Annotated in this window: 24 protein-coding genes; 17 read left to right on the top strand and 7 right to left on the bottom strand. The window is 58.7% G+C overall.

The genetic code is table 11. The annotated features are described in order from the left end of the window. Positions 1-9 precede the first annotated feature (9 nt). The 9 genes from ACR0D6_RS09030 (at position 10) to ACR0D6_RS09070 (ending at position 8,857) form a co-directional block, all read left to right on the top strand. Complete coding sequence (locus ACR0D6_RS09030) at positions 10-1,422, top strand: pyridoxal phosphate-dependent decarboxylase family protein (RefSeq protein ID WP_480765268.1); 1,413 nt, start codon at positions 10-12, stop codon at positions 1,420-1,422. Then, complete coding sequence (locus ACR0D6_RS09035; protein ID WP_480765269.1) at positions 1,422-2,276, top strand: fumarylacetoacetate hydrolase family protein; 855 nt, start codon at positions 1,422-1,424, stop codon at positions 2,274-2,276. Before ACR0D6_RS09030 ends, ACR0D6_RS09035 begins: the two co-directional genes overlap by 1 nt. Then, positions 2,273-3,073: a 2-oxo-hept-4-ene-1,7-dioate hydratase gene (gene hpaH / locus ACR0D6_RS09040; protein ID WP_480765270.1), complete on the top strand. Its 801-nt coding sequence runs from the start codon at positions 2,273-2,275 to the stop codon at positions 3,071-3,073. Before ACR0D6_RS09035 ends, hpaH begins: the two co-directional genes overlap by 4 nt. A 12-nt stretch (positions 3,074-3,085) precedes the next feature. Beyond that, on the top strand, positions 3,086-3,856 hold the full coding sequence (locus ACR0D6_RS09045) for an HpcH/HpaI aldolase family protein (RefSeq protein WP_480765271.1): 771 nt from the start codon (positions 3,086-3,088) through the stop codon (positions 3,854-3,856). Positions 3,857-3,964: 108 nt separating this feature from the next. Beyond that, complete coding sequence (locus ACR0D6_RS09050) at positions 3,965-5,140, top strand: substrate-binding domain-containing protein (protein ID WP_480765272.1); 1,176 nt, start codon at positions 3,965-3,967, stop codon at positions 5,138-5,140. A gap of 72 nt (positions 5,141-5,212) precedes the next feature. Further along, entirely contained in the window at positions 5,213-5,977 is a 765-nt protein-coding gene (locus tag ACR0D6_RS09055) for an ABC transporter ATP-binding protein (RefSeq protein WP_480765273.1), read from the top strand. Beyond that, positions 5,970-6,692: an ABC transporter ATP-binding protein gene (locus tag ACR0D6_RS09060; RefSeq protein WP_480765274.1), complete on the top strand. Its 723-nt coding sequence runs from the start codon at positions 5,970-5,972 to the stop codon at positions 6,690-6,692. Before ACR0D6_RS09055 ends, ACR0D6_RS09060 begins: the two co-directional genes overlap by 8 nt. Before the next feature lie 81 nt (positions 6,693-6,773). Continuing rightward, a complete protein-coding gene (locus ACR0D6_RS09065) occupies positions 6,774-7,805 on the top strand; it encodes a branched-chain amino acid ABC transporter permease (protein WP_170653474.1) in 1,032 nt (343 codons plus the stop codon). Next, positions 7,802-8,857 carry a branched-chain amino acid ABC transporter permease gene (locus ACR0D6_RS09070; RefSeq protein WP_170653477.1) on the top strand — a complete coding sequence of 352 codons (1,056 nt, stop codon included), beginning with the start codon at positions 7,802-7,804 and terminating at the stop codon, positions 8,855-8,857. The genes ACR0D6_RS09065 and ACR0D6_RS09070 overlap by 4 nt, the downstream gene beginning before the upstream one ends. Before the next feature lie 6 nt (positions 8,858-8,863). On the opposite strand, the gene ACR0D6_RS09075 is transcribed toward ACR0D6_RS09070, so the two are convergent. Beyond that, the gene (locus ACR0D6_RS09075) at positions 8,864-10,006 is read right to left on the bottom strand and encodes a DUF3095 domain-containing protein (protein WP_480765275.1); all 1,143 of its coding nucleotides are present in this window, start codon (positions 10,004-10,006) and stop codon (positions 8,864-8,866) included. Between the two features lie 141 nt (positions 10,007-10,147). Here ACR0D6_RS09075 and ACR0D6_RS09080 point away from each other — a divergent pair, with 141 nt between their 5' ends. From ACR0D6_RS09080 to ACR0D6_RS09095, 4 genes are all read left to right on the top strand, one after another. Further along, complete coding sequence (locus ACR0D6_RS09080) at positions 10,148-11,320, top strand: MFS transporter (RefSeq protein WP_480765276.1); 1,173 nt, start codon at positions 10,148-10,150, stop codon at positions 11,318-11,320. A gap of 24 nt (positions 11,321-11,344) precedes the next feature. Continuing rightward, on the top strand, positions 11,345-12,376 hold the full coding sequence (locus ACR0D6_RS09085; RefSeq protein WP_480765277.1) for a glycosyltransferase family 4 protein: 1,032 nt from the start codon (positions 11,345-11,347) through the stop codon (positions 12,374-12,376). 103 nt (positions 12,377-12,479) lie between these two features. Beyond that, on the top strand, positions 12,480-13,502 hold the full coding sequence (locus ACR0D6_RS09090; RefSeq protein WP_170653484.1) for an aspartate-semialdehyde dehydrogenase: 1,023 nt from the start codon (positions 12,480-12,482) through the stop codon (positions 13,500-13,502). A 186-nt stretch (positions 13,503-13,688) separates the two neighbouring features. Beyond that, entirely contained in the window at positions 13,689-14,618 is a 930-nt protein-coding gene (locus ACR0D6_RS09095) for an endonuclease/exonuclease/phosphatase family protein (protein WP_480765278.1), read from the top strand. Between the two features lie 50 nt (positions 14,619-14,668). Here ACR0D6_RS09095 and ACR0D6_RS09100 read toward each other — a convergent pair whose 3' ends face one another. Next, positions 14,669-15,205 (bottom strand): SRPBCC family protein, encoded by a 537-nt coding sequence (locus tag ACR0D6_RS09100; protein ID WP_480765279.1) that lies wholly within the window; start codon positions 15,203-15,205, stop codon positions 14,669-14,671. A gap of 104 nt (positions 15,206-15,309) precedes the next feature. Then, a complete protein-coding gene (locus tag ACR0D6_RS09105) occupies positions 15,310-15,960 on the bottom strand; it encodes a carbonic anhydrase (protein WP_170653490.1) in 651 nt (216 codons plus the stop codon). Positions 15,961-16,150: 190 nt separating this feature from the next. Between ACR0D6_RS09105 and ACR0D6_RS09110 the strand changes: the two genes are divergently transcribed. The 3 genes from ACR0D6_RS09110 to ACR0D6_RS09120 all read left to right on the top strand — a co-directional run bounded on the left by ACR0D6_RS09110 (position 16,151) and on the right by ACR0D6_RS09120 (position 18,675). Then, positions 16,151-16,495 carry a hypothetical protein gene (locus ACR0D6_RS09110; protein ID WP_480765470.1) on the top strand — a complete coding sequence of 115 codons (345 nt, stop codon included), beginning with the start codon at positions 16,151-16,153 and terminating at the stop codon, positions 16,493-16,495. A gap of 63 nt (positions 16,496-16,558) precedes the next feature. After that, positions 16,559-17,941, top strand: a complete 1,383-nt coding sequence (locus tag ACR0D6_RS09115; RefSeq protein WP_480765280.1) for a leucyl aminopeptidase family protein — start codon at positions 16,559-16,561, stop codon at positions 17,939-17,941. Next, entirely contained in the window at positions 17,938-18,675 is a 738-nt protein-coding gene (locus ACR0D6_RS09120) for a C40 family peptidase (protein WP_170653497.1), read from the top strand. Before ACR0D6_RS09115 ends, ACR0D6_RS09120 begins: the two co-directional genes overlap by 4 nt. On the opposite strand, the gene ACR0D6_RS09125 is transcribed toward ACR0D6_RS09120, so the two are convergent. The 3 genes from ACR0D6_RS09125 to ACR0D6_RS09135 all read right to left on the bottom strand — a co-directional run bounded on the left by ACR0D6_RS09125 (position 18,672) and on the right by ACR0D6_RS09135 (position 21,155). Beyond that, positions 18,672-19,022 (bottom strand): DUF2794 domain-containing protein, encoded by a 351-nt coding sequence (locus tag ACR0D6_RS09125; RefSeq protein WP_170653498.1) that lies wholly within the window; start codon positions 19,020-19,022, stop codon positions 18,672-18,674. The genes ACR0D6_RS09120 and ACR0D6_RS09125 overlap by 4 nt on opposite strands. Positions 19,023-19,140: 118 nt before the next feature. After that, positions 19,141-20,793: a DUF6504 family protein gene (locus ACR0D6_RS09130; protein WP_480765281.1), complete on the bottom strand. Its 1,653-nt coding sequence runs from the start codon at positions 20,791-20,793 to the stop codon at positions 19,141-19,143. 74 nt (positions 20,794-20,867) lie between these two features. Beyond that, positions 20,868-21,155, bottom strand: coding sequence for an I78 family peptidase inhibitor (locus ACR0D6_RS09135; protein WP_480450929.1), 288 nt, complete (start codon positions 21,153-21,155; stop codon positions 20,868-20,870). 130 nt (positions 21,156-21,285) lie between these two features. Here ACR0D6_RS09135 and ACR0D6_RS09140 point away from each other — a divergent pair, with 130 nt between their 5' ends. Beyond that, positions 21,286-22,398 carry an S-(hydroxymethyl)glutathione dehydrogenase/class III alcohol dehydrogenase gene (locus ACR0D6_RS09140; protein WP_480450928.1) on the top strand — a complete coding sequence of 371 codons (1,113 nt, stop codon included), beginning with the start codon at positions 21,286-21,288 and terminating at the stop codon, positions 22,396-22,398. Positions 22,399-22,454: 56 nt separating this feature from the next. Here ACR0D6_RS09140 and ACR0D6_RS09145 read toward each other — a convergent pair whose 3' ends face one another. Beyond that, positions 22,455-23,072: a TetR/AcrR family transcriptional regulator gene (locus ACR0D6_RS09145; protein WP_480765282.1), complete on the bottom strand. Its 618-nt coding sequence runs from the start codon at positions 23,070-23,072 to the stop codon at positions 22,455-22,457. Positions 23,073-23,174 lie beyond the last annotated feature (102 nt).

Below are 23,174 nucleotides of genomic sequence, written 5' to 3' on the forward strand. Positions count from 1 at the left end.
GGGTCAGGAATGAAATGGAACGAATTTGCTGGTTGGGGCAAAAAGATAGCCGACTGGTCGCAGGACTATCACCTGACCGTCGGTGATAAGCCGGTACGGGCGCGTTCCGAGCCCGGAGATATTCTGAATGCGCTTCCGGTCAGCCCGCCAGAGACATCCGAGGCGATGGAGGAAATCTTCAAGGATTTCGAAGACATCGTGATGCCGGGGATTACTCATTGGCAGCACCCCCGGTTCTTTGCCTATTTCCCAAGCAACGCGACGCCGCCGTCTGTGCTGGCTGACTACCTGATCGCCACCGTTTCGCCACAGTGCATGCTGTGGCAGACTTCTCCGGCGGCCACAGAAATGGAAACCCGCGTGCTGGACTGGTTGCGTCAGGGTTTGGGTTTGCCGGACGGGTTTCATGGTGTCATTCAGGACAGCGCAAGCGGGGCGACCCTTGCCGCCGTTCTGACCATGCGCGAGCGGGCCCTGAACTGGCAGGGCAATACAAGGGGCCTTGCAGGTCAGTCACCGGTTCGGGTCTATGCCTCTGGCGAAGTTCATACCTCGATCGACCGGGCAATCTGGATCGCGGGTATCGGTGAAGACAACCTTGTTCGCATTCCCATAGAGGGCCCAAATCGCGGCATGCAGGTTGAAAAACTGCGGGAAGCCATTCGGGCTGATCGTGAAGCGGGGTTAACCCCTGCAGGAATTGTTGCCTGTGTCGGTGGGACGGGTGTTGGTGCAACAGACAACATCTCGGATGTCGCGGACGTCGCGCGTGAAGAAGGTCTTTATCTTCACGTTGATGCCGCATGGGCCGGAAACGCGATGATCTGCCCCGAGTTTCGCGCTCTCTGGGCCGGTGTCGAACGGGCCGATTCCATTGTGTTCAACCCGTATAAGTGGATCGGCGGACAATTCGATGGCTCGGTGCATTTTGTCCGTTCGCCCGAGGATCTGACCCAAACGCTTGCCATCAGCCCCGAATTCCTCAAGACCCATGGCAAGGACGGCATCATAAATTATTCCGAATGGTCGGTGCCGCTTGGCCGACGGTTCCGCGCACTCAAGCTGTGGTTTCTGATCCGTGCCTACGGGTTGGAGGGTTTGCGCGAACGGGTGCGCAAACATGTAAAATGGTCACAGGCTTTGCATGACAAGCTGGCTGCGGAACCGGATTTTCAGATTGTGACTCAGCCGATGTGGTCGCTTTGGACCTTCCGGTTCGTTCCGGATTCGAATGCCGATCTGGATGATTTGAACCTGCGTTTGGTGAATGCCATCAATGACGACGGGCGCATCTACCTGACGCAGACCCGCGTGGATGGTGATCTGGCGATCCGTTTTCAGGCCGGTCAGTTCGAGACGACGGAAAAGGATGTGATGATGGCTTATGACGTCATCACTGAAATTGCACGAGGGCTTGCGTGATGCGGTTTGCTACATTCAGTTCTAATGGTGAGACATTCTATGGTGTCGCGACTGAAGGCGGGATGATCGCGCTGTCGCCGGAATTCCCGGACTGGCCGACTCTGCGCGAGGTGATCGGGGCTGGCGGGCTGCACGATCTGGCGATGGCCGCCAAGGGTAGGGACGTCACCCATCCCAACGGCAGCTTCACCTATGAAATTCCGATCCCCGCGCCGGAAAAGATCATCTGCGTTGGCGTGAATTTCCCGGACCGCAATGCAGAATACAAGGATGGCAAGGACGCGCCGCCGAACATGTCGCTGTTCATCCGGTTCCCCAGATCGTTCACCGGGGCAGAGCGGCCATTGATCCGCCCGCCGGAAACACCACAGCTGGACTATGAGGGCGAGATTGCCGTGATCATCGGCAAGGGAGGTCGGCGCATTCCGCAGGAAAAGGCGTATGAGCATATCGCGGCGGTGTCACTGTGCAACGAAGGTACGCTGCGTGACTGGGTGCGGCATGCGAAGTTCAATGTCACGCAAGGCAAGAACTGGGACAGTTCCGGGGCAATTGGCCCTTGGTTAGTGCCTTTTTCAGCATCTGCGCAGCTGGACGATATTCGTCTGACCACGAAGGTGAATGGCGAGTTGCGCCAGAACGACCGGACCAGCCGGATGCTGTTCCCGATCCGGCGTCAGATCGAATATATCTCGACATTCACGACGCTGGTGCCTGGTGACATCATCATTACCGGTACCCCCACAGGTGCGGGGGCCCGCTTTGATCCGCCCCGCTTTCTGAAACCCGGAGACGTCATCGAGGTTGAGGCCGAAGGCATCGGCAAGCTGGTTAACACGGTGGCAGACGAATGACACCGGATCAGCATAAGGAAGCCGCCGAGACCTTGTTTGAGGCTGAGGTGAGCGGGAAGCAATGCGGCCTGTTGAGCCTCCGCTATCCTGGCATGACGCTGGACGACGCGTATGCCGTTCAGAAGCGTCTGGTTGACCGAAAGCTGGCAACGGGACGGCGGCGGATCGGCTGGAAAATCGGCCTGACCAGCCGTGCCATGCAGGACGCGCTGGGCATCGATACGCCGGACAGCGGCGTTTTGCTGGACGATATGGCTTTCGATACCGGGGGAACTGTTCCCGCCGGGCGGTTCATCCAGCCTCGTATCGAGGCCGAGATTGCGTTTGTCATGAAAGCGCCGCTTGCCGGAGCGGATTGCTCGCGCGACGATGTGCTTGCCGCGACTGACTATGTTTGTCCGTCGCTGGAAATCCTCGACACGCGCATCCTGCGCGCCGATCCCGAATCGGGACAGGCGCGGGTCGTGACGGACACCATCAGCGACAACGCCGCGAATGCAGGGGTTGTTCTGGGGCACGAACGCCATCGTGTCGACGCCCATGATCTGCGTTGGGTCGGTGCGTTGGTGACGCGAAACGGAACGGTCGAGGAAACAGGCCTTGGAGCCGGGGTTCTGAACGATCCTGCTACCTCGGTTCTGTGGCTGGCCCGGCGCATGGCCGGGTATGGACTTGCCATCGAAGCCGGGGATATCGTTTTGTCGGGCTCGTTCATCCGCCCGATCGAAGCCCCGGCCGGATCTGTGTTTCACGCCAATTTCGGGCCGTTCGGCTCGGTTCAAATCAATTTTGCCTGAAGGGATTATGCAATGCCAGCTCCGGTAAACAGGTTCAAACAGGCTCTGATAAAGGGTGAAAGGCTGATTGGTTGCTGGATGAGCTTTGCCGAGGCAAGCGTTGCAGAGATCATGGGCACAACCGGTTTCGACTGGCTGGTGATCGACGGAGAGCACGCGCCAAACGACATTCGGTCGATCCGCGATCAGTTGATGGCCCTCGCGAACAGCCCCTCGCATCCGGTTGTGCGTGTGCCTGTTGGCGAAACCTGGATGATCAAGATGGTGCTGGATGCGGGTGCGCAGACGATACTGGTGCCGATCGTAGAAAGCGCGGAACAAACGCGCGAGCTGGTGCGGGCGTGCCGGTACCCGCCACACGGGGTACGCGGGGTAGGCGCAACCGCCGCACGTGCAACCATGTTCGGAACGGCGGGCGAATACATTCAGACAGCAGATCAACAGATCTGCCTGCTGGTACAGGTGGAAAATCGCGCCGGCATTGCGGCCCTGGACGAGATCTTGCAGGTGGATGGTGTCGATGGCGTTTTCATCGGCCCTGCGGATCTGTCAACGGATATGGGGTTTCAGGGAAACAGCGCCGCACCTGAAGTGCGCGCAGTGGTTGCCGATGCAATTTCCCGCATCAAGGCTGCCGGCAAAGCTCCGGGCATTCTGGGCACGACAGAAGAGGCGACGCAGGCCTATCTGGATATGGGTGCACAGTTTCTGGCGGTTGGTATCGACGTGATGGTTCTGGCCAAAAATGCGCGATCTTTGTCGGCGCATTGGCAGGCCAAATAGGGAATACGTATTTCCGCATAATTGACCCAAACCCCCCCTCGCCGTTAGCTTCATCTCATTCAGATATTTCAGCGCCGAAACCGTGGCGCACCACCGGGGAGGAGTAACGTGAAACGCATTCTGTGCGCAGGGATGGTGTCTGCACTCGCGCTGGCAACAGCCGCAACGGCCGACATCAAGATCGCCCATGTCTATGGCAAGACAGGTCCGTTCGAGGCTTATGCCAAACAATCCCATGACGGGCTGATGCTGGGGCTGGAATATGCCACCGGCGGCACCATGGAAGTCAACGGCGAGAAAATCGTCGTGATCGAAAAGGACACACAGCTCAAGCCTGAGAACGGCAAGGCATTGCTGGAAGAAGCCTATGGCGATGACGAAGTTGATCTGGCGGTAGGCCCGGTCAGTTCCGGAGTTGCACTGGCGATGCTGCCGGTTGCCGAAGAATACGAAAAACTGCTGATCGTGGAACCTGCGGTAGCGGATTCCATTACCGGCGAAAACTGGAATCGCTATGTATTCCGCACGGGCCGCAACTCCTCGCAGGATGCGGTTGCCAACGCGATTGCCTTGGCGGGTGAAGGTGTCCATATCGCGACGCTGGCGCAGGACTATGCCTTTGGTCGCGATGGTATCGCTGCTTTTAAGGAGGCGCTGGAAGGGGCCGGGTCGGGTATTGTGCACGAAGAATATGTGCCAACCGACACCACGGACTTTACGGCCGCAGCGGAACGGATTTTCAACGCGATGAAGGATCTGGACGGCGAAAAGCGCCTGTTCATCATCTGGGCCGGTGGCGGTAACCCGATGGGCAAGATCAACGCGATGGACCCCAGTCGTTTTGGTATCGAGATCGCGACAGGCGGAAACATTCTGGCGGCCATGAAAGGCTACAAGGATTTTCCGGGCATGCAGGGCGCGACCTATTACTACTATGACATTCCGAATAATCCGGTGAACGACTGGCTGGTGAAAGAGCACGAAGCGCGTTTCGGCACACCACCCGACTTCTTCACTGCGGGTGGCATGGCGGCGGGCATTGCCGTGGTCGAAGCGATCAAGAAGGCAGGGGGTGCCGATACCGAGGAGCTGATCACTGCCATGGAAGGCATGGAGTGGGAAACGCCCAAGGGCAAGATGAAGTTCCGCCCCGAAGACCATCAGGCGATGCAATCCATGTACCACTTCAAGATCAAGGTGGATGACAACGTCGAGTGGGCCATCCCCGAGCTTGTCCGTGAGTTGACGATCGACGATCTTCCGATCCCTGTTCGCAACCAGTAATCCCTGTGACCTTGTCCGGTCCGGAACCTGCGGGGTTTCGGGCCGGTCCTTTGAAAAGAGACGCCCACAACCATGCCCTCCCCTATTCTTGCAACCGAGGACCTGACAGTTCGTTTCGGCGGTCATGTCGCGGTGGACACGGTGACCTGTTCGTTTGATGCCGGAGAGCTGACGGCTATCGTTGGCCCGAACGGTGCAGGCAAGACGACCTATTTCAACCTGATATCGGGTCAAATCCCTGCCTCTGCCGGCCGGGTCTTTCTGCGTGGGAATGATATTTCGGGCCAGTCGGTATCGCGCCGGACCAAGGCGGGAATTGGCCGCGCGTTTCAACTGACCAATCTGTTTCCGAACCTGACTGTTCTTGAGAACGTTCGGCTGGTGGTTCAGGCCAGATCCGGTCAGGGGTTCAATCTGCTGTCGATGGCCATCAGCCACGCCGAGCTGACGGATGCTGCCGATGCCATCCTGCAGCGGGTGCGTCTGCTGGACAGCCGCGATCAGGTCGTATCCGAACTGTCCCATGGTAATCAGCGGAAACTGGAGGTCGCGCTGCTGATTGCGCTGGACCCAAGCGTTTTCATGTTCGACGAGCCCACCGCCGGGATGAGCGTGGACGAAGCGCCCGTCGTTCTGGATCTGATCGCGGAACTGAAAGAGCTGACCGACCGCACCATATTGCTGGTCGAGCACAAGATGGATGTGATCCGGACGCTGGCTGATCGGATCATCGTTTTGCACAATGGCGCTCTGGCAGCTGACGGGCCACCTGCCGAGGTGATGGCGTCGGATGTGGTGCAGGAAGCCTATATGGGGCGGGAGCTGGAAGATGTCTGATCCAATTCTCAGGCTTGAAGGCGTCTATACCAACATCGCGCAGTATCACATTCTGCAGGGGGTCGACCTGGAAGTGCCCCGCGGTGCGGTGACCATGCTGCTGGGGCGTAACGGCGTCGGCAAGACAACCACTTTGCGGACAATCATGGGGCACTGGCGCGCGCATCAGGGACGTATCCTGTTTGATGGCGAGGATATTACCCGGATGCCGACCCCGGCAATCGCACGGGCGGGCGTTGGTTTCGTGCCTGAAGACATGGGCATTTTCTCTGACCTGACGGTCGAGGAAAACATGACTCTGGCCGCCGTTTCCGGTGCCATAGATCCGAACCGGTTGGATTGGGTCTTTTCCGCTTTTCCACCGCTCAGGACTTTCTGGAAATCCGAGGCCGGGACTCTGTCCGGGGGACAGAAACAGATGCTGTCCATCGCGCGGGCCATGATTGAGGAACGCCGCCTGTATCTGATTGATGAACCGACCAAGGGGCTGGCTCCGGCCATCATCTCGACCATGGCGAGGGCCCTGAAGGACCTGAAGGAGCAGGGCGCTTCAATCCTGCTGGTCGAGCAGAACTTCTCGGTTGCAAAAGCGCTGGGCGACAGCGCCAATGTCATGGATGACGGGCGCATGGTGTGGGCCGGCCAGATGGCGGAACTTGCCGGTGACGCGGACCTTCAAGAGCGGCTGATGGGCCTGAGCATGGAGGCGACGTGATGGTGAACCGGAACGGTGGCGCCGGAGATATTCAGCTTCCGGCGGGGATATTTATTGCAAGAGGAAGAGGCGGGAATTGTCATGACTGCGGCACCTGAACACGCGCCTACAATTGCCCGGCTCTCACTGGTGGAGCGGCTGACGCCATGGATGCCTGTCCTGCTGATTCCTGCGCTGATCATCCTTGGGTTTCTGGTGATCCCAAGTTCCACATCCTGGTTGACCCTGACGGTATCAGGGCTGGCGATGGGGATGATGATCTTTATCATGGCGTCCGGTCTGACGCTGGTGTTCGGGTTGATGGATGTCATCAATTTCGGCCACGGCGCCTTTGTCTCGGTCGGGGCGTTTGTCGGAGTCTCGGTGTTGCTGGTGCTGGGGCAGATGACTTCCGCGCCATCGCTGGCGTTGAACCTCGCCGCGCTGATGGTGGCGGTGTTCGGGGCCATGGCGGCAACCGGCGCGATGGGCTGGGCCTTTGAAAAGGTGATTGTCGAGCCGGTCTATGGTCATCATCTCAAGCAGATTCTGGTCACGATGGGTGGTCTGATCGTTGTTGAGCAGCTGATTATCGTCTTGTGGGGACCGGAGGAGATTTACATCGCACGGCCAGAGGCGTTGAAAGGTGCGGTAACGTTTGCCGGTGCTGCGATCGAGAAATACCGTCTGGTCGCGGTCGGGGTCGGGCTGGTTGTCTTTGCCGTCATGCGGTGGGTTCTGCGCCGGACCAAGATCGGGTTGATCGTCCGCGCAGGTGTGGAAAACGGCGAGATGGTCGAGGCGCTGGGCTATCGCCTTCGGCTGGTCTTTGTCGGCGTATTCATTGCCGGTTCGGCGCTGGCCGGGCTGGGCGGTGTGATGTGGGGCCTTTATCAGGAGGTCATCACGGCGCATATGGGCAATCAGGCCATGATCCTGATTTTCATCGTGGTGATCATTGGCGGGCTGGGCAGTGTCGAAGGGTGCTTTATCGGCGCACTGCTTGTGGGCCTGATGCAGAACTATGTCGCCTTTTTAGAGCCTAAAGTTGCCCTGATTTCGAACATCGGACTGATGGTCGCGATCCTGATGTGGCGCCCGATGGGCATGATCCCTGTGGTGAAAGCAAAATGATCAAAGCTGTTCTTTCGGGCGACACGCCCCGCTCGGTTCCTCTGGCCCTGATCCTCGGCGTCATTCTGATCTGTCTTGCGCTGGCGCCGTTTCTGTTTCCCGGTGTGCGGACCGTGGATACGGCAGCACGTATCTGTATCTTTGTTGTTCTGGTGGCCAGTTATGACCTGTTGCTTGGCTACGGCGGTATCGTCAGCTTTGCGCATACCATGTTTTTCGGGATCGGGGCCTACGGCGTGGCATTGGCTTCGACACATTTGGGTCGCGGGTTTGATGCGCTGATGCTGGGTTCGGTGGCCGGGGCCGTGGTTGCGGCAATACTGGCCCTGATTATCGGCCTGTTTTCGCTGCGCGTCAGGGCCATCTTTTTTGCGATGATCACGCTTGCGGTGGCATCAGCGGTTGCGGTTCTTGTCAGTCAGCTGTCAGGTCTGACCGGTGGAGAGGATGGTCTGACGTTCAAAACACCACGGGCATTGGGGCCTGCGTTCAAATTTGGTGGTGAGCTGTTCGGCGTCAAACTGAATGGCAAGTTGCTGGCCTATTACCTGATCTTCTTTGGCAGTCTCGTCCTGTTCCTGTTGATGTTGCGGGTCGTGAATTCGCCATTTGGGCGGGTCTTGCAGGCGATCAGGGAAAACGACTTTCGTGCTGAATCGATCGGATATCGGGTGGTTCAATATCGTGTTGCCGCCACATGCCTGTCAGCTGCGGTCGCGGCTCTGGCCGGCAGCCTTTACGCCATCTGGTTGCGATATGTGGGGCCGGATACGGTTCTGTCGATGGAGATCATGATCGATATCCTTTTGATGGTGGTGATCGGTGGAATGGGTACGATGTATGGGGCCATCATCGGGGCCACGGTATTTGTGATCGCCCAGAACTATCTGCAGGCCTTGATGGGGACGGCTTCGGGGCTTGTTGAAGGATTACCGGTGTTGCCGCAACTGCTCAGCGCGGATCGTTGGCTGCTTTGGCTGGGTGTGTTGTTCATCCTGTCGGTTTATTTCTTTCCCACAGGTGTTGTCGGGCGATTGCGCGGGAACAGGTAACGGAATTCAACCCTTCATGGTGGCGGCTGCCCGGGCATAGCCACCGGATGCGCCATCAACGAAATGAACGTGATCGTCCTGCGTTGCAGATGGCACAAAGCAGGTCATCATCGCCTCGGTCTGAGCGTGCATCCCATAGCGAATCTTGCGCCCCTCCCATGCTTCTTCCAGCATGGTCGTGATCCTGTTCAGCGTTGCGTCATCGCAATCCAGGGTCATTCGTAGCCCGTCATCGAATTTACGGAAATCGGCGTTTTTGCTGACCATCTGCCGGTAATGCTCTGGATCAAAGCTGCCCATGGCCCTGCCGGATTTGAACAACAGCCAGATCAGCAGGTTTTGACCCAGCAGGAACACTTTTTGCAATCCGAGGTTTCGTCCGGCGCGCGATACGTGTGCATCCAGATTCAGCCCCGGGGGCGGCCAGTTCATCGGAGGGCCATTGAGCGGCACAGGATGACCGCCCCGCTCCAGCCCGTCCGAAAGCGCAACGATGCGCTGGGCAAGATCGGCGAAATCGCGTTCGCTTGCCTTTTGTGTTGGCTGAATGATCAGGGATACAATGTGCCCGTTCTGCGCATGGCAGTTGGACCAGCGGCAGGACAGGCCGGTCAGGTCTGGTTGTGCGCCGGGGAGGGCCGGAGGTACCTCATAGGCCCCCGCTTTCATTTTTGTTTCCGCCCAGGCCAGACCGCCGCCGTTGAACATGGCATAGTCCACGCCGTCTGACGCAGCATATCGTGCAACCCGAATGTCGCGGCCAGTGTTTCTGATATCCGCCACCGGGATCAGCGCGGCGCGCAATTCGATGGAGAACTCTTCCCGTGCCCAGCATCGCAGCTTGGCAAGCGCTGCGCGTGTAGCATCCGCATCTTCGCCGGGCACGGCAAAGGAAGCCCCGTCGCCACCAAAAACATAAGGAAACCGCTTGCCGTTCAATGCGTTGATCATGGCAGAGATCACTGCAGCACCCACCATGTTTACCGTCTTGTAGCGGCCATTCTCAATTTCGCCGGTTGAGTTCACGATGTCGGTGATGCCCGCATACCAATCATCCGGAACCGGAGAAAACTGCACGGGTTCCGCAAGTGAGGCGAAATCACGCATTAGGGTCAGGTCTTCGTAGAACGAGCTTTGCGTATCCGCCATTGTCCCCCCATTGATGCGTTTGGTTGCAACATTAACGTGTTGATACCCCGGAACCGGTATTTGCAACAAACCACACGTGCTTGTGTGCATCGCCGGGACGTGCCAAGCATCCTGGCAGAGGTTCGAAGCAGGGGGCAGGACATGCAGGCAGGATTGGTGGTGTTGTGTCTTGCCTATGTGCTAAGCCAGTTCTTCCGCGCGTTTCTGGCGGTTCTGACGGCTGATCTGGGACGCGATATCGGTGCGACGCCCGAGGATCTGGCCTTTGCCTCGGGACTGTGGTTCCTGATCTTTGCGGCCATGCAGATCCCGGTGGGATGGGCGCTGGACCGAATCGGGCCGCGGGTCACCTCGGCCGTTTTGCTGATGATCGGTGGTGCCGGCGGTGCGGCCTTGTTTGCCGTAGCCACAACACCGTTTCACGTGGCCCTTGCAATGTCTTTGATCGGGATCGGATGTTCGCCGGTTCTGATGGCATCGTATTTCATATTTGCGCGCGAGTTCCCTCCGGCAAAATTCGCCACGCTTGCCGCTGTCATGCTGGGTGTGGGGTCGGTCGGAAATCTGGTGGCATCTTATCCAACGGCGCTGGCCGTGGAACTGATGGGCTGGCGCGCGACCCTTGCGGGTTTGGCGGTGATTTCGGCGGTGGTGGCCGCCGGGATCTGGTTCACGGTGCATGATCCCAAGCGGGTCGAGACCGAACACAAGGGATCGCTGATCGATCTGCTGAAAGAGCCCGCGCTTTGGACGATCCTGCCGCTGATGCTGGTGGCCTATGCACCATCCGGCGCATTGCGCGGATTGTGGGCAGGGCCTTATCTGCTGGATATTTTTGGGCTGAGCACCACTCAGATCGGTCAGGCGACGCTGATCATGGGGGCCGCGATGATTGCCGGTACCTTTGCCTATGGCCCGCTCGACCGCCTGCTCGGGACTCGGAAATGGGTGATTTTCGGCGGTAATGTTCTGAGCTGCCTGTCCCTGTTCCTGCTGTGTCTGTGGATCGATGATGCGGTCTGGTTGTCGGTTATGCTGATGGCACTGATCGGTTTCTCAGGTGCGGCGTTCCCGGTGATCATGGCGCATGGGCGCGCCTTTATTCCGCCGCATCTGGTTGGCCGCGGAGTGACACTGCTGAACCTCTTTGGCGTGGGCGGCGTTGGACTGGCACAGTTCGCCACCGGCCGCATTCATGCGGCAACGGTGGACATGGGACCAACCGCGCCCTACACAGCGATATTCGGCTTTTTTGCCATCACCGTTGCCATTGGTTGCGTGATTTATCTGTTCAGTCGGGACAGCATGGACTGACGCAACGCCCTTCGGGAGACCCATGTGAAAGACCCAGTCGTCATTGCTCCAAATCTGAAACGCAGACTGTCGGGCGTGACTGCAACCATCGCGCGGTTGGTGCCGTTGCAGGTGCAATGGATCGATATTGCCGCAACGGGACCGGGTCTGCCCGCCAACATTCCGCATATTCCGTTGGGGCGTTTGCCGTTTCTGTCGCGCCGTACACTGCGCGTCTGGCACGCGCGGCGGAACACCGAAATGCTGTTGGGCCTGATCCTGCGCGGGTTGTTTCGACTGAAGCTGAAACTGCTGTTCACCAGTGCTTCTCAGCGCGCCCATACCGGTTACACCAAATGGCTGATCGACAGGATGGACGCGGTAGTCGCAACTTCGCGCAAGACCGCTGGGTATCTTGAACGTGACGCGCAGGTGATCATGCACGGGATCAACCTGCAGGATTTTGTTCCGCCCAAGGACAAGGCTGCACTGCGGGCACAGCTTGGCCTGCCGGATGGGCTGTTGCTGGGGTGTTATGGCCGTATCCGGCACCAGAAAGGCACTGATGCCTTCGTCGATGCGATGATCGACCTTTGCGGGCGGTTCGAGGATGTTTCGGGCATCGTCATGGGCCGGGCCACCGAGAAACACACCGGCTTTCTTGGTGAGCTGAAGGAAAAGGTCGCAAAGGCCGGTCTGTCCGATCGAATCCTGTTCATGCCCGAGGTGACCGTCGATCAGATCGCCGAGTGGTATCAGGTGCTGGACCTGTTCATCGCCCCGCAGCGCTGGGAGGGGTTCGGCCTTACCCCGCTGGAAGCGATGGCATGTGGCGTTCCGGTTGTCGCCACCGATGTCGGCGCGTTTTCCGAGATCGTCACGGACCCATCCCTTGGCCGTGTTGTCGAACCGGGTGATATCCCGGCACTTGCAGATGCGGCGGCTGAGATGTTGCAGGATCGTGATTCCCTGTCCCGTTCGGGCGTCGCAGCCCGCACGCACGTCGAGCAGAATTTCGACATCAATGGCGAGGCAAAGACGCTAGTTGCGCTGTATGAGCGCCTTCTGAACGGCTGATCCCCCTCAATTCGGCGTCATTCGCTGAATTCACCGCCGAAAGCCCTTTTTTCTTTTCTGCAACGCGGCTATGAACGCGCGTCCTTTATTCAGGAGACTAAAAATGGGCTATCGCGTCGTTGTCGTCGGCGCCACGGGTAACGTGGGCCGCGAAATGCTGAACATTCTGGCTGAACGCCAGTTCCCCGTCGATGAACTTGCCGTGCTGGCAAGCCGTCGGTCGCTGGGCACCGAGGTCAGCTTTGGCGACAAGACACTGACGACCCAGGATCTGGCCACCTTTGACTTTACCGGCTGGGATATCGCGTTGTTCGCCGTGGGCTCTGCCGCAACCAAAGACTATGCGCCCAAGGCTGCTGCTGCGGGCTGTGTGGTGATCGATAACTCGTCGCTGTATCGTTATGATCCGGATATTCCGCTGATCGTGCCCGAGTGCAATCCGCAGGCAATTCACGACTATTCCAAAAAGAATATCATTGCGAACCCCAACTGCTCGACCGCGCAGATGGTTGTGGCGCTGAAGCCGCTGCATGATCGTGCCAAGATCAAGCGGGTTGTCGTTTCGACCTACCAGTCGGTATCCGGAGCGGGCAAGGAAGGCATGGACGAGCTGTGGGACCAGACCAAAGCCGTCTACAACCCGATCAACGAGGTTGAGCCGAAGAAGTTCCAAAAGCAGATCGCCTTTAACGTCATTCCGCAGATCGACGTCTTCATGGAAGATGGTTCGACCAAGGAAGAGTGGAAGATGGTTGTCGAGACCAAAAAGATCGTCGACCCGTCGATCAAGGTCACGGCCACCTGCGTTCGCGTACCGGTCTTCGTCGGCCATTCCGAGGCCGTGAATATCGAATTCGAAGAATTCCTCGACGAAGACGAGGCCCGCGACATCCTGCGCGAGGCCCCCGGCATCATGGTGATCGACAAGCGTGAGGCCGGTGGCTACGTCTCGCCCGTCGAATGCGTCGGCGATTTCGCGACCTTCATCAGCCGCATCCGTCAGGATTCGACCGTCGAGAACGGCCTGAACCTTTGGTGCGTTTCGGACAACCTGCGCAAGGGTGCGGCGCTGAACGCGGTACAGATCGCCGAGCTTCTGGGCCGTGAGGTTCTGAAAAAGGGCTGATCGGCAAACACCGGAAATTGGGTCAGGGCCGCTTCAGTCGAAGCGGCCTTTTCTTTGCCCTAGATGACAAGCCTGCCCCCACTTATATGGCGCGTGCACCGGGCGGGATTTCGTGATCTGCATGGTGTGTTTTGTTTGCTGGACGTGCTGCTTCAAACACACCAATATCGGACTCAGGCAGAGTATATGGGGCGAGACGTGGGTGGTCTTGCAGGAAACAGAATTTTCCGCGCTCTGGTATTGAGCGGCGCGCTGGTCCTGATGGGACTGGTAATCTTCGGTTTTACCGGTCGTTTTTTTGCGGCGGGTGATTCAATTGCCCTGATGCGACCGCAGGCGGGTGTACTGTTGGTTGCGTTTGCCGCCATGCTGCTGTTCGTGAGGGCAAAAGGATTTGCGGTGATTTCACTGGCCCTGGCGATTACCGCCATTGGCTCGATCGCGTCCGGGTTCATTCCCTCAGGGCCTGATTGTGATGACGAGTGCCTGACGCTGTATCAAAAGAACCTGTTGTCCAAAGCCTGGCCGCGGTATTCGCTGGCGGATGATATCCTTGCGTCCAATGCTGAAATTGTGACCTTGCAGGAGGTTTCGTCCCACAACCAGAAATTCATGAGCAACCTGTTCGACCGGTATCCACATTCAATAAAATGCGAATTCCGGCCCGAACAGAATGTCGCGGTCCTGACGGCGTTACCGATTGTTGAAGGTTCAGAATTTTGCTTGCCGGGTAAAGGGCTTGCCGGAATTCAGGTGGTGACACCGGGCGGGCAACCGGTCTGGGTGGTATCGGTACATCTGAGCTGGCCCTTTCCCTATGATCAATTCGAGCAAAGCAAGATAGTCGCGGAACATGTTGAGAATCTGGATGGGCCGGTGTTGATTGCAGGGGATTTCAACATGGCCCCCTGGGGTGGCAGCGTGCAACGGATCAGGCAGGCCGCAGATAACCAGAATTTCGGCACCGCGCTGAATACCTATAATCTGGGTAGTTGGGCGATACCCATGCCCATAGACAACTTGCTGGTTCCCAAGGGTACAACCGGAACGGCCGTGCTGCGACCATTCATGGGGTCGGATCACCTGGGCATTCTGGCCCGGATCCGGCTGCCGTAAACAAGAAAACGCCTTGGGAAACACGGCATCGGTTCAGGCAGTGATATGGTTCAGTTGGCGTTTTCAACAACCGCTTTCAGGTTGGCAAGTCCGGCATCATAGTCCGCACCGACCCATTTATCCATCATCAAGCCCATCCAGCGTGCCATCGGATTTAGGCCCAGATCGGATTCGAACCCCCAAGTGACCTGCGTTTCTGCCCCTTCGGGTTGTAGCGTGAATGACGCCGTAGCCTTACCCATCGAACCAAAATCAAGCGCGGTTCTGACAAGCTGCCCCTCGATGCTTTCGATGATTTCCTGTGTGCCCGACCCGACCTGAGGATGGTCCGAGGTCCATGCCAGCTTGTTGCCCACGCCAGCGTCGGGGCCGGAATAAGCAAGTCTGGTTTCCGGATCACGCGCCAGCCAGGGGGACCATTGTTCAGTCAGTTGCATGGAATTCACATAAGGAAAAATCGCGTCCGACGGCGCATCTATCGTGATGCTGCGCGAAACCCGGGCTGTGCCGGGCAACACGAAAGAGATGGCAATCATTACCAGAACGGTCAGGATCAATGAGTACACAATGCGTTTGATCAATCTCATTTTGGGCTCCAAACAAACTATGCAGGCCCAGAATATCAAAAAAAGGCGCGCAACAGGTACCGTTGCACGCCTTTTTAAGTCGCTGGCTTTTCGTGCCGGTCGGATCAGACCAAAACGAATTTCTTTTCCTGCGGATCATAACATTGCAGATCGCCTTCGCCGATGTCGGTCCACAGACCATGCACACTCAGCGTTCCGTCCTGAACCGCCGATGAAACGAAAGGGAAGGTCATCAGGTTTTCAAGCGATGCCACAACGGCTTGTCTTTCAAACTGACGTGCCTGCTCGGTGCTGTCCTCGACATCGGCGACCAGCTCGTATTTCGGTTTGAGGATATCCATCCAGCGCCCGACAAAGCTTTCTTTGGCCTCCAGTTGCGGGGCCTGGCCCTTGCACATGTCAATGCAGCCCTGAACGCCACCGCATTGCGAATGACCAAGCACGATCAGATGGGCAACCTTCAATGCGGTGACCGCATATTCGATGGCGGCACTGGTGCCGTGGTGATCGCCGTCAGGTGCATAGGGTGGCACAAGGTTTGCGATGTTGCGGTGAATGAAAAACTCGCCCTGATCAGCTCCGAAGATCGAGGTGACGTGAACACGGCTGTCGCAACAGGATATTACCATGGCGCGCGGACGCTGGCCCTCGGTTGCAAGCCGTCTGTACCAGGCCCGGTTCTCGGAATAGGTTGTGGCCTTCCAACCGTGATAACGCTGTACCAGGTAGTTCGGCAAAGGTTTGGCAGCATCCATAATTCTGTCCCCGCGATTTCATGCTGACGGCTGATTTAGTCCGAATTCAAACAAATTTCGAGAGATTATCGATGAGAAGCGCAACCTTTTGCAAAGGATTGTGGCCAAAGGATACGGATACGCCGTGGGGGCGGGAAATACTGGGGTAAATGTGGTGGAGAAAATAGTTACGCTTCAACAATGCGAATCCGTGCGTCTGGACACGGATCGTCTGGCCGGACTGTACCGGCAACTCGGAGAGGACAGTGCCGAAGATGTCCTGTGCCGCGCGGTCGAGGAGATGGCGGCGCGTCTGTCGAACTGCGAACAACTGTGGCGGCGGCGCGACTGGCTTGGCCTGCGCAAAAGCGCCCGGTCACTGGTTGCAATGGCCGATCAGGTCGGCATGACCGCTTTGGCGCGGGTGGCCGGCGACGTGACCGATACGGTCGATTCCGGCGATGCGGTTGCAGCGGGCGCGACGCTGTTCAGGCTGATCCGGGTTGGCGAGCGATCGCTGATGGCGGTGTGGGACCAACAGGATCTTTCCGTCTGACGGGGGTTGCGGGTGGATCGGGGGTGGCTAGTCTGGGCGCGCAACAACACGGACGAGATGCCCATGCCTCTGACCTTTGCCAAGCCGACCGACCAGGCCATCGACCTGCATGTTATCGCACAGTCCGATCTGGAAGACTGGCTTGCCGGCCAGTCCGAGGTCGTCAGTTCGTGGATCAATGCAAACGGGTTCACCGGAGCGATCGGGCAGGCCCTTCTGATACCCCAAGCCAACGGGGCGCCCGGTTTTGCGGTGGCAGGGTATGGCAGCAAAGGCAGTCCTGCGCGCAAACGTTTTCCGCTGGCTGCGGCGGCAGAGGCCTTGCCCAAGGGCGTGTATCGCATTGCCTCAGGGGTCGCGGCGGATGCATTGGAGGTCGAATGTTTCGGCTGGCTGATGACCGGTTATGCCTTTGACCGCTACAAGGCACAATCGTCTGCGGGGGCGGAACTGATTCCCCCGGATGGCGTCGATGCAACTCGTGTCGAAGTCATGGCCAATGCCGAGGTCCTGATCCGCGATCTGGTCAACACCCCGGCGGCCGATATGGGCCCGAACGCCTTGCAATCAGCGGTCGAAGCCATGGCGCAGGAGTTCGGAGCGTCGTGTGAGACCATTACCGGCGAAGCGTTGAACGATCGAAACCTTCCAATGATTCATGCAGTTGGTCGAGCGGCGGATCAATCGCCCCGGCTGATCGAGTTGAACTGGGGGGAGGCTGGACCAAAACTGACTTTGGTTGGCAAGGGCGTCTGCTTTGACACCGGCGGTCTGGACCTGAAACCGGCCTCTGCAATGGCATTGATGAAAAAGGATATGGGTGGGGCTGCGAATGTGCTGGGTCTGGCGCAGATGATCATGGCGCTGAATTTACCGCTACGGTTGCGCGTTCTGATCCCTGCGGTCGAGAATTCGGTGGCTGGAAATGCCTTCAGGCCCGGCGATATCCTGACCTCGCGCAAGGGTTTGACCGTCGAGATCAACAATACGGATGCCGAAGGCAGGCTGGTTCTGGCAGATGCCCTGACGTTGGCGGATGAAGACAACCCCGACCTGATCATCTCGATGGCAACGCTGACCGGCGCGGCGCGGGTTGCCGTTGGGGCCGATCTGGCACCGTTCTATACCGACGATGAAGATGTGGCGGCATCGCTGGGGAAAGCCGCAAAGATCGTGGCCGACCCTGCATGGCGGATGCCGTTTCATGAGCCGTATGAGGCATTGATCGAACCGGGAATTGCCGATCTCGACAACGCCCCGTCGGGCGGGTTTGCCGGGTCGATCACGGCGGCTTTGTTCCTGCGCCGGTTCGTCACTGACAGCGCCTATGTCCATTTCGACATCTACTCGTGGCAACGCGCCAAAGAGCCGGGGCGCAGCAAGGGCGGGCTGGGTCAGGGACCGCGGGCCCTGCTGAAAGCATTGCCCGAGGTGCTCAAGCTATGACCAGGTACAATGTGGTTCTGCCGGTTGTTGATTTGCTGCGCGATCCGGATGGGCGGCGCGACAGGCAGCTGCTGTTTGGCGATTTGGTGACGGTTGAAGACACGGCCGAAGGGTGGAACCGCATTATTTCGGAAAAAGACGGGTATTCCGGTTGGTTGCGCTCAGAGGCGCTGGGCCCGATTGCTGAGCCGACTCATTGGGTCAGCGCGCCTGCGACGCATGTGTATTCCGAGCCCAATATGAAAAGCCCCGACTGCATGTCGCTGAGTTTTGGCAGCAAGCTTCGTGTGGTTTCCGAAAGTAAGAATTTTGTGGAGGCAGACGTGGGGTTTGTTCCTAAAGCCCATGTCCAACTCATAACCAGCACTTCATCCGACCCTGTTGCAGTTGCGGAGCTGTTTCTGGGAACGCCTTACCTGTGGGGCGGAAACAGCCGGTTCGGGCTGGATTGTTCGGGTTTGGTGCAGGCCGCTTTGCTGGCTTGCGGTGTCTCGTGCCCCGGCGACAGTGGCGATCAGGAACAGGCGCTGGGCAGGAATTTGCCGGATGGAGCCCACCCCGAACGCGGGGATCTTATGTTCTGGAAGGGGCATGTGGCCTGGGTTGTGGATGAAGACACGCTTTTGCACGCCAATGCCCATCATATGGCCGTCCGCTTTGAACCATTGAAAGAGGCGATCAGCCGGATCGAGGCGCAGGGTGACGGGCCTGTTACAGCCCACAAAAGGCTCTAATCCGGGTCAACCGATCGGATCAGCTTGCGTTCCAACACCCGCAGGACAGCGCGCAGGTCGTGGCCACGTTTCAAAATACGCCCGTCCATCCCGACGACCGAATACATGCCCTGCCGCAATCGCAGGCGCGGATGCTTTTCCACGCGGTAAATGGGATGCTCTGCGGTTCGTCGGAAAATCGAAAACACGGCCGTTTCGCGCAGGCTCGATATTCCATAATCGCGCCACTCTCCCGCAGCCACCATTCGGCCGTAAACAGAGAGGATCAAAGACAATTCGCGTCGGTCGAAGGCGACCTGCGTCGGGGCCGCACCCGCTGGAAACGGGCTGGGAGGCTGCATGTTCATGTTCCCAGCCTTGCCGGATTTTCGCGCCAAATCAAGCCTTCAGCATTTTTGTCACCCGCAATTGAGGTTCCGGGAACACGCGGTACCGAGTCGTCCCTACCACAGATTTGTCTGGTTTTCACGCGAAACGCCCCTGGCAGAACCAGCCTGCGGACATCGTTCCACCATGGCCATAGAACAGCCATAGCCGGTCGCCCTGTTCGGTGACAACGGTCCAGTAATCACGCACGCCACTGCGCCAATTGGGATCGTCCAGCCACCATTCCGGCGCAATCCGTTCCGGGCCGGTTGCCTGCGCCAGTTGCCAGTCGCGACCGCGCCAGCGAAATGCTGTCGGAATATCCGGAATACCGGGGGCCATCACGGGTTCGGGCTGCCACATCAGCAAAGGACGGGGGCGGACGGGGGCGGGCCAGTTGCACGCCGGTTTCGACCAAGCTGCGGCCAGCGTTTGTGCCGTCTTTTCGGGGATGTGGGATGAGGCCGGATGACAGCGGGTGATCGTCTCCAGCCCGACCCGCGTGCCCAGTTTGCCGATCAGGTCATCAACAGCGGTATGACCCTCCAGGCGGTTGCGCACCGCTTGACGGGCCTCGGCATGACCAGACAGCGTGCGGGCGTAGACAGGCTCGGTCTGCACTGCCTCAAGCCGCAGCATGTCGATGCCATAGCCTGCATCGATCTTGTCAATTTTCATCTCTAACAAAGGGCGAATGCGATGTTTGTCAAAGGTTGGACTGGCCATCCCGACCTCGATCACCTCGGTAGCCTGGTCAGCGCGGTGCGCCTCCAGCCGCAGGGTTCGCGCCCCGCGCCCCTTTTCTTCCAGCCGGGTGCAGAGCGTGGGCAGAACCCGGTCGATGGCGGCCATCACATCCTCTTGCAGGCCAATTGGGTTGGGCAGGGTCATCCGCACTGCAAAGTGAAGTGGGCGGCGGGCAGGCGAGACCGGTTCGGGCGCGCTGCCCATGGCCTGATCCAGCCGCAGCACCAGACCCCGTCCGAATCGCCGGGCCAGGCTGGCGCGGGGCTGGCCCAGCAGATCACCGATCCGACGCAGGCCCAGCCGGTTCAGTTGCGCGATGGTCTGATCGTCCAGCCGCAGCGCCGCGATCGGCAAGGGGCTGAGTGCGCCATAGGCCTGACCCGGTGCCGCAATCCGGGCCCCGCCACCTGATGCTGCCACTTGAGGCGCCGCGCCGCCTTTGGTCCAGTGCCGCCGCTTGCCCGCACGGGCACGGGTGGCGCGGGCCTCCTGGCTGATGGCGTCGCCGGTACGATCCGATGCAGCTTCCTGTCCAGCATAGCGCGCCAGCGCCCAGGCCGCGCCCAGCGTATCAGCGATGCCCATTTGCACGCTCAGGCCCATATCGGCGCAATCGGTTTCGACTGTGGACAATAGAGTTTCTTCGCCACCAAACAGATGCGCACAGCCTGACAGGTCAATGACCAGCCCGTCGGGGGCTTCTTCAGCCACCCAGGGGCTGAACTTACCAGCCCACCGCCTGAGAGCTGTCAGAAACGCAGTCTCAGCCGGGGCGTTGCGGGGGCGTGTAACAAGGGTTGCGCACATGGCATGGGCGTCGCGCACCGGCTGCCCCGTGCGCAAACCAGCGGCCTGCCCTTGCGCATTCAGCGAGGTGATGACCTGCATGTTGGCGCGCTCGGCCACCACGGCAAGCGGACCAGCGTGCAGGCCACGGGCGGCGCGTATCAGCCTTTCCGCCCCAAGGCGAGGAAACCACAACGAGAGTATTCGGCGTTTCGGCATCGGACAGTCAACAAAATGTTCTCATTTTGTTCTTATCCGGGAATCTACGCTTGAGTCGAGGGTGATTGCTGTTTTTAACCGCAGGTCACGCGCTGGATAACACCCGCGTCGTTCACAAAGACATTCAGGCGGTCAACCCGATAATCCTGCGTGGCAATGTCGTTCGGTCCAAGCACGCGTGCCTTTTCCGGCAGGCTCGCCTGAATCGATGACACTGGCTGGCCGATCGAGTCGGCGAACGCCTCTCCCTTGCAGAAGGCCAGATCGACCGGCGCCGCCTCGGGTGTGGATGCGCTTTCGATTGGAATCTCTGATTCAGCACACGCCGCCAACATGATCAGAATCGGGACAAAACGGTACATTGGCGCTCCTTCAATCGCTTATGTCGGATATGTAATATCAAATATTTAGCCAACCTGTCACGAAAGCGCAGTTGAAAACACCCTGTAATTGACGCAGGGTCGGGGCAAAATTGACAGGGAGATTAGCACCATGCGTACCCGTGCAGCCGTCGCAGTTCAGGCGGGCAAACCTTTGGAAGTGATGGATGTGAACCTCGAAGGCCCCAAGGCGGGTGAGGTTCTGGTGGAAATCAAAGCCACCGGCATTTGTCACACAGACGAATTCACCCTGTCCGGTGCCGACCCCGAGGGGTTGTTCCCGGCCATTCTGGGCCACGAAGGCGCAGGCGTGGTGGTCGAGGTCGGACCGGGCGTCACCAGTCTGAAGCCGGGTGATCACGTCATCCCGCTTTACACACCAGAATGCCGGGAATGCGAATACTGTCTGCATCCCAAGACCAACCTGTGTCAGGCGATCCGTGAAACGCAGGGGCAGGGTCTGATGCCTGATGGCACCTCGCGCTTTTCGACGCTGGATGGCGATCCGATCCTGCATTACATGGGCTGCTCGACCTTCGCCAATCACACTGTCCTGCCAGAGATTGCACTGGCCAAGGTGCGTGAGGACGCACCCTTCGACAAGATCTGCTATATCGGCTGTGGCGTCACCACCGGCATCGGCGCGGTGATCAACACGGCCAAGGTTGAAATCGGCAGCCGCGCCATCGTGTTCGGTCTGGGCGGAATTGGTCTGAACGTGATCCAAGGCCTGCGTCTGGCCGGGGCCGATCAGATCGTCGGTGTCGACCTCAATCCGTCAAAGGTCGAGATGGCGACCAAGTTCGGCATGACCGATTTCGTCAACCCGAGTGATGTAGAGGGCGATCTGGTTCCTTATCTGGTTAACCTGACCAAAGGTGGCGCGGACTATACCTTTGACGCCACCGGCAATGTGGGCGTGATGCGCGCAGCGCTTGAATCGGCACACAAAGGCTGGGGTGAATCGATCATCATCGGTGTCGCGCCTGCAGGTGCCGAAATCTCGACCCGCCCGTTCCAACTGGTTACCGGCCGCTCGTGGCGCGGCACGGCTTTCGGCGGGGCGCGGGGCCGGACGGATGTGCCCAAGATCGTCGACTGGTATATGGAAGGAAAGATCGAGATCGACCCGATGATCACCCACACCATGGGGTTGGATGACATCAACAAGGGCTTTGACCTGATGCATGCGGGCGAAAGCATCCGCAGTGTGGTGCTCTACTGATATTGAATTGAAGGGCCGCAATCTGCGGCCCTATTTCATTGGATTTTGCCGTTTGTTCAGCGCCCGTAGCGCGCCAAAAATGTATCCACGGCCTGTATTGCGACCTCATCCACTTCGGCCTGCGAAAAAGTGGTTTGAATTCCGAATACCGCCCGCGTCCACAAACGAACCTTGCAAAGTTCCGAAAACTGTTCCGCCGCCATCGGGATGTCTTCGATCACAAGATCACCTGCCTCAACGGCTTTCTCAAGATACTCGCACAACTGGCGCTGGCCGTTTTCCGGCCCCGCCGCATAGAAAGCGCGGCCAAGTTCAGGAAAACGGTCGCGCTCGGCCACGCAGATGCGGAACACTTGTTGCGCAAAGTCCGATACCAGAAATCCGACCAGTTGCGCGGCTGCGATGGTCAGCACCTCGCGCACTGGTTTGCAGTCGTCGACCATGGACAGAATGCGTTCAGACATGCGCTGGCATTCCGTCTGAGCCACCTCCATGAACAGCAGGCGCTTGTCAGGAAAATAGCTGTAGAGTGTCGCCTTGGACACTCCTGCTGCGCGGGCGATGTCGTCCACACTTGCGCCTTCGAACCCGTCGGCCATGAACACCTCGCGCGCGCCACGCAAAACCTGATCGAATTTGCGCCCTGTGCGAAGGATAGTGGCGGCCTGGGGCATGACATCTCCTGAAGAATTCGGTTCTTCAAATTTATAAACCGTTCAGTTCAGTTTCAACGATTATCGGCACCGGTTGCATGATTTGTATCAATCAGTATTTTA

This window comes from Ruegeria sp. BJ6 (assembly GCF_056537885.1).

What these genes read in the sequence shown, in the direction of transcription:
- ACR0D6_RS09045 (WP_480765271.1), top strand. Translation starts at nt 3,086, where the DNA reads ATGCCAGCTCCGGTAAACAGGTTCAAACAGGCTCTGATAAAGGGTGAA.
- ACR0D6_RS09080 (WP_480765276.1), top strand. Translation starts at nt 10,148, where the DNA reads ATGCAGGCAGGATTGGTGGTGTTGTGTCTTGCCTATGTGCTAAGCCAG.
- ACR0D6_RS09090 (WP_170653484.1), top strand. Translation starts at nt 12,480, where the DNA reads ATGGGCTATCGCGTCGTTGTCGTCGGCGCCACGGGTAACGTGGGCCGC.
- ACR0D6_RS09075 (WP_480765275.1), bottom strand. Translation starts at nt 10,006, where the DNA reads ATGGCGGATACGCAAAGCTCGTTCTACGAAGACCTGACCCTAATGCGT.
- ACR0D6_RS09030 (WP_480765268.1), top strand. Translation starts at nt 10, where the DNA reads ATGAAATGGAACGAATTTGCTGGTTGGGGCAAAAAGATAGCCGACTGG.
- ACR0D6_RS09055 (WP_480765273.1), top strand. Translation starts at nt 5,213, where the DNA reads ATGCCCTCCCCTATTCTTGCAACCGAGGACCTGACAGTTCGTTTCGGC.
- ACR0D6_RS09120 (WP_170653497.1), top strand. Translation starts at nt 17,938, where the DNA reads ATGACCAGGTACAATGTGGTTCTGCCGGTTGTTGATTTGCTGCGCGAT.
- ACR0D6_RS09105 (WP_170653490.1), bottom strand. Translation starts at nt 15,960, where the DNA reads ATGGATGCTGCCAAACCTTTGCCGAACTACCTGGTACAGCGTTATCAC.
- ACR0D6_RS09140 (WP_480450928.1), top strand. Translation starts at nt 21,286, where the DNA reads ATGCGTACCCGTGCAGCCGTCGCAGTTCAGGCGGGCAAACCTTTGGAA.
- ACR0D6_RS09115 (WP_480765280.1), top strand. Translation starts at nt 16,559, where the DNA reads ATGCCTCTGACCTTTGCCAAGCCGACCGACCAGGCCATCGACCTGCAT.
- ACR0D6_RS09100 (WP_480765279.1), bottom strand. Translation starts at nt 15,205, where the DNA reads ATGAGATTGATCAAACGCATTGTGTACTCATTGATCCTGACCGTTCTG.
- ACR0D6_RS09095 (WP_480765278.1), top strand. Translation starts at nt 13,689, where the DNA reads ATGGGGCGAGACGTGGGTGGTCTTGCAGGAAACAGAATTTTCCGCGCT.
- ACR0D6_RS09070 (WP_170653477.1), top strand. Translation starts at nt 7,802, where the DNA reads ATGATCAAAGCTGTTCTTTCGGGCGACACGCCCCGCTCGGTTCCTCTG.
- ACR0D6_RS09125 (WP_170653498.1), bottom strand. Translation starts at nt 19,022, where the DNA reads ATGAACATGCAGCCTCCCAGCCCGTTTCCAGCGGGTGCGGCCCCGACG.
- ACR0D6_RS09035 (WP_480765269.1), top strand. Translation starts at nt 1,422, where the DNA reads ATGCGGTTTGCTACATTCAGTTCTAATGGTGAGACATTCTATGGTGTC.
- ACR0D6_RS09145 (WP_480765282.1), bottom strand. Translation starts at nt 23,072, where the DNA reads ATGCCCCAGGCCGCCACTATCCTTCGCACAGGGCGCAAATTCGATCAG.
- ACR0D6_RS09060 (WP_480765274.1), top strand. Translation starts at nt 5,970, where the DNA reads ATGTCTGATCCAATTCTCAGGCTTGAAGGCGTCTATACCAACATCGCG.
- hpaH (WP_480765270.1), top strand. Translation starts at nt 2,273, where the DNA reads ATGACACCGGATCAGCATAAGGAAGCCGCCGAGACCTTGTTTGAGGCT.
- ACR0D6_RS09130 (WP_480765281.1), bottom strand. Translation starts at nt 20,793, where the DNA reads ATGCCGAAACGCCGAATACTCTCGTTGTGGTTTCCTCGCCTTGGGGCG.
- ACR0D6_RS09065 (WP_170653474.1), top strand. Translation starts at nt 6,774, where the DNA reads ATGACTGCGGCACCTGAACACGCGCCTACAATTGCCCGGCTCTCACTG.
- ACR0D6_RS09135 (WP_480450929.1), bottom strand. Translation starts at nt 21,155, where the DNA reads ATGTACCGTTTTGTCCCGATTCTGATCATGTTGGCGGCGTGTGCTGAA.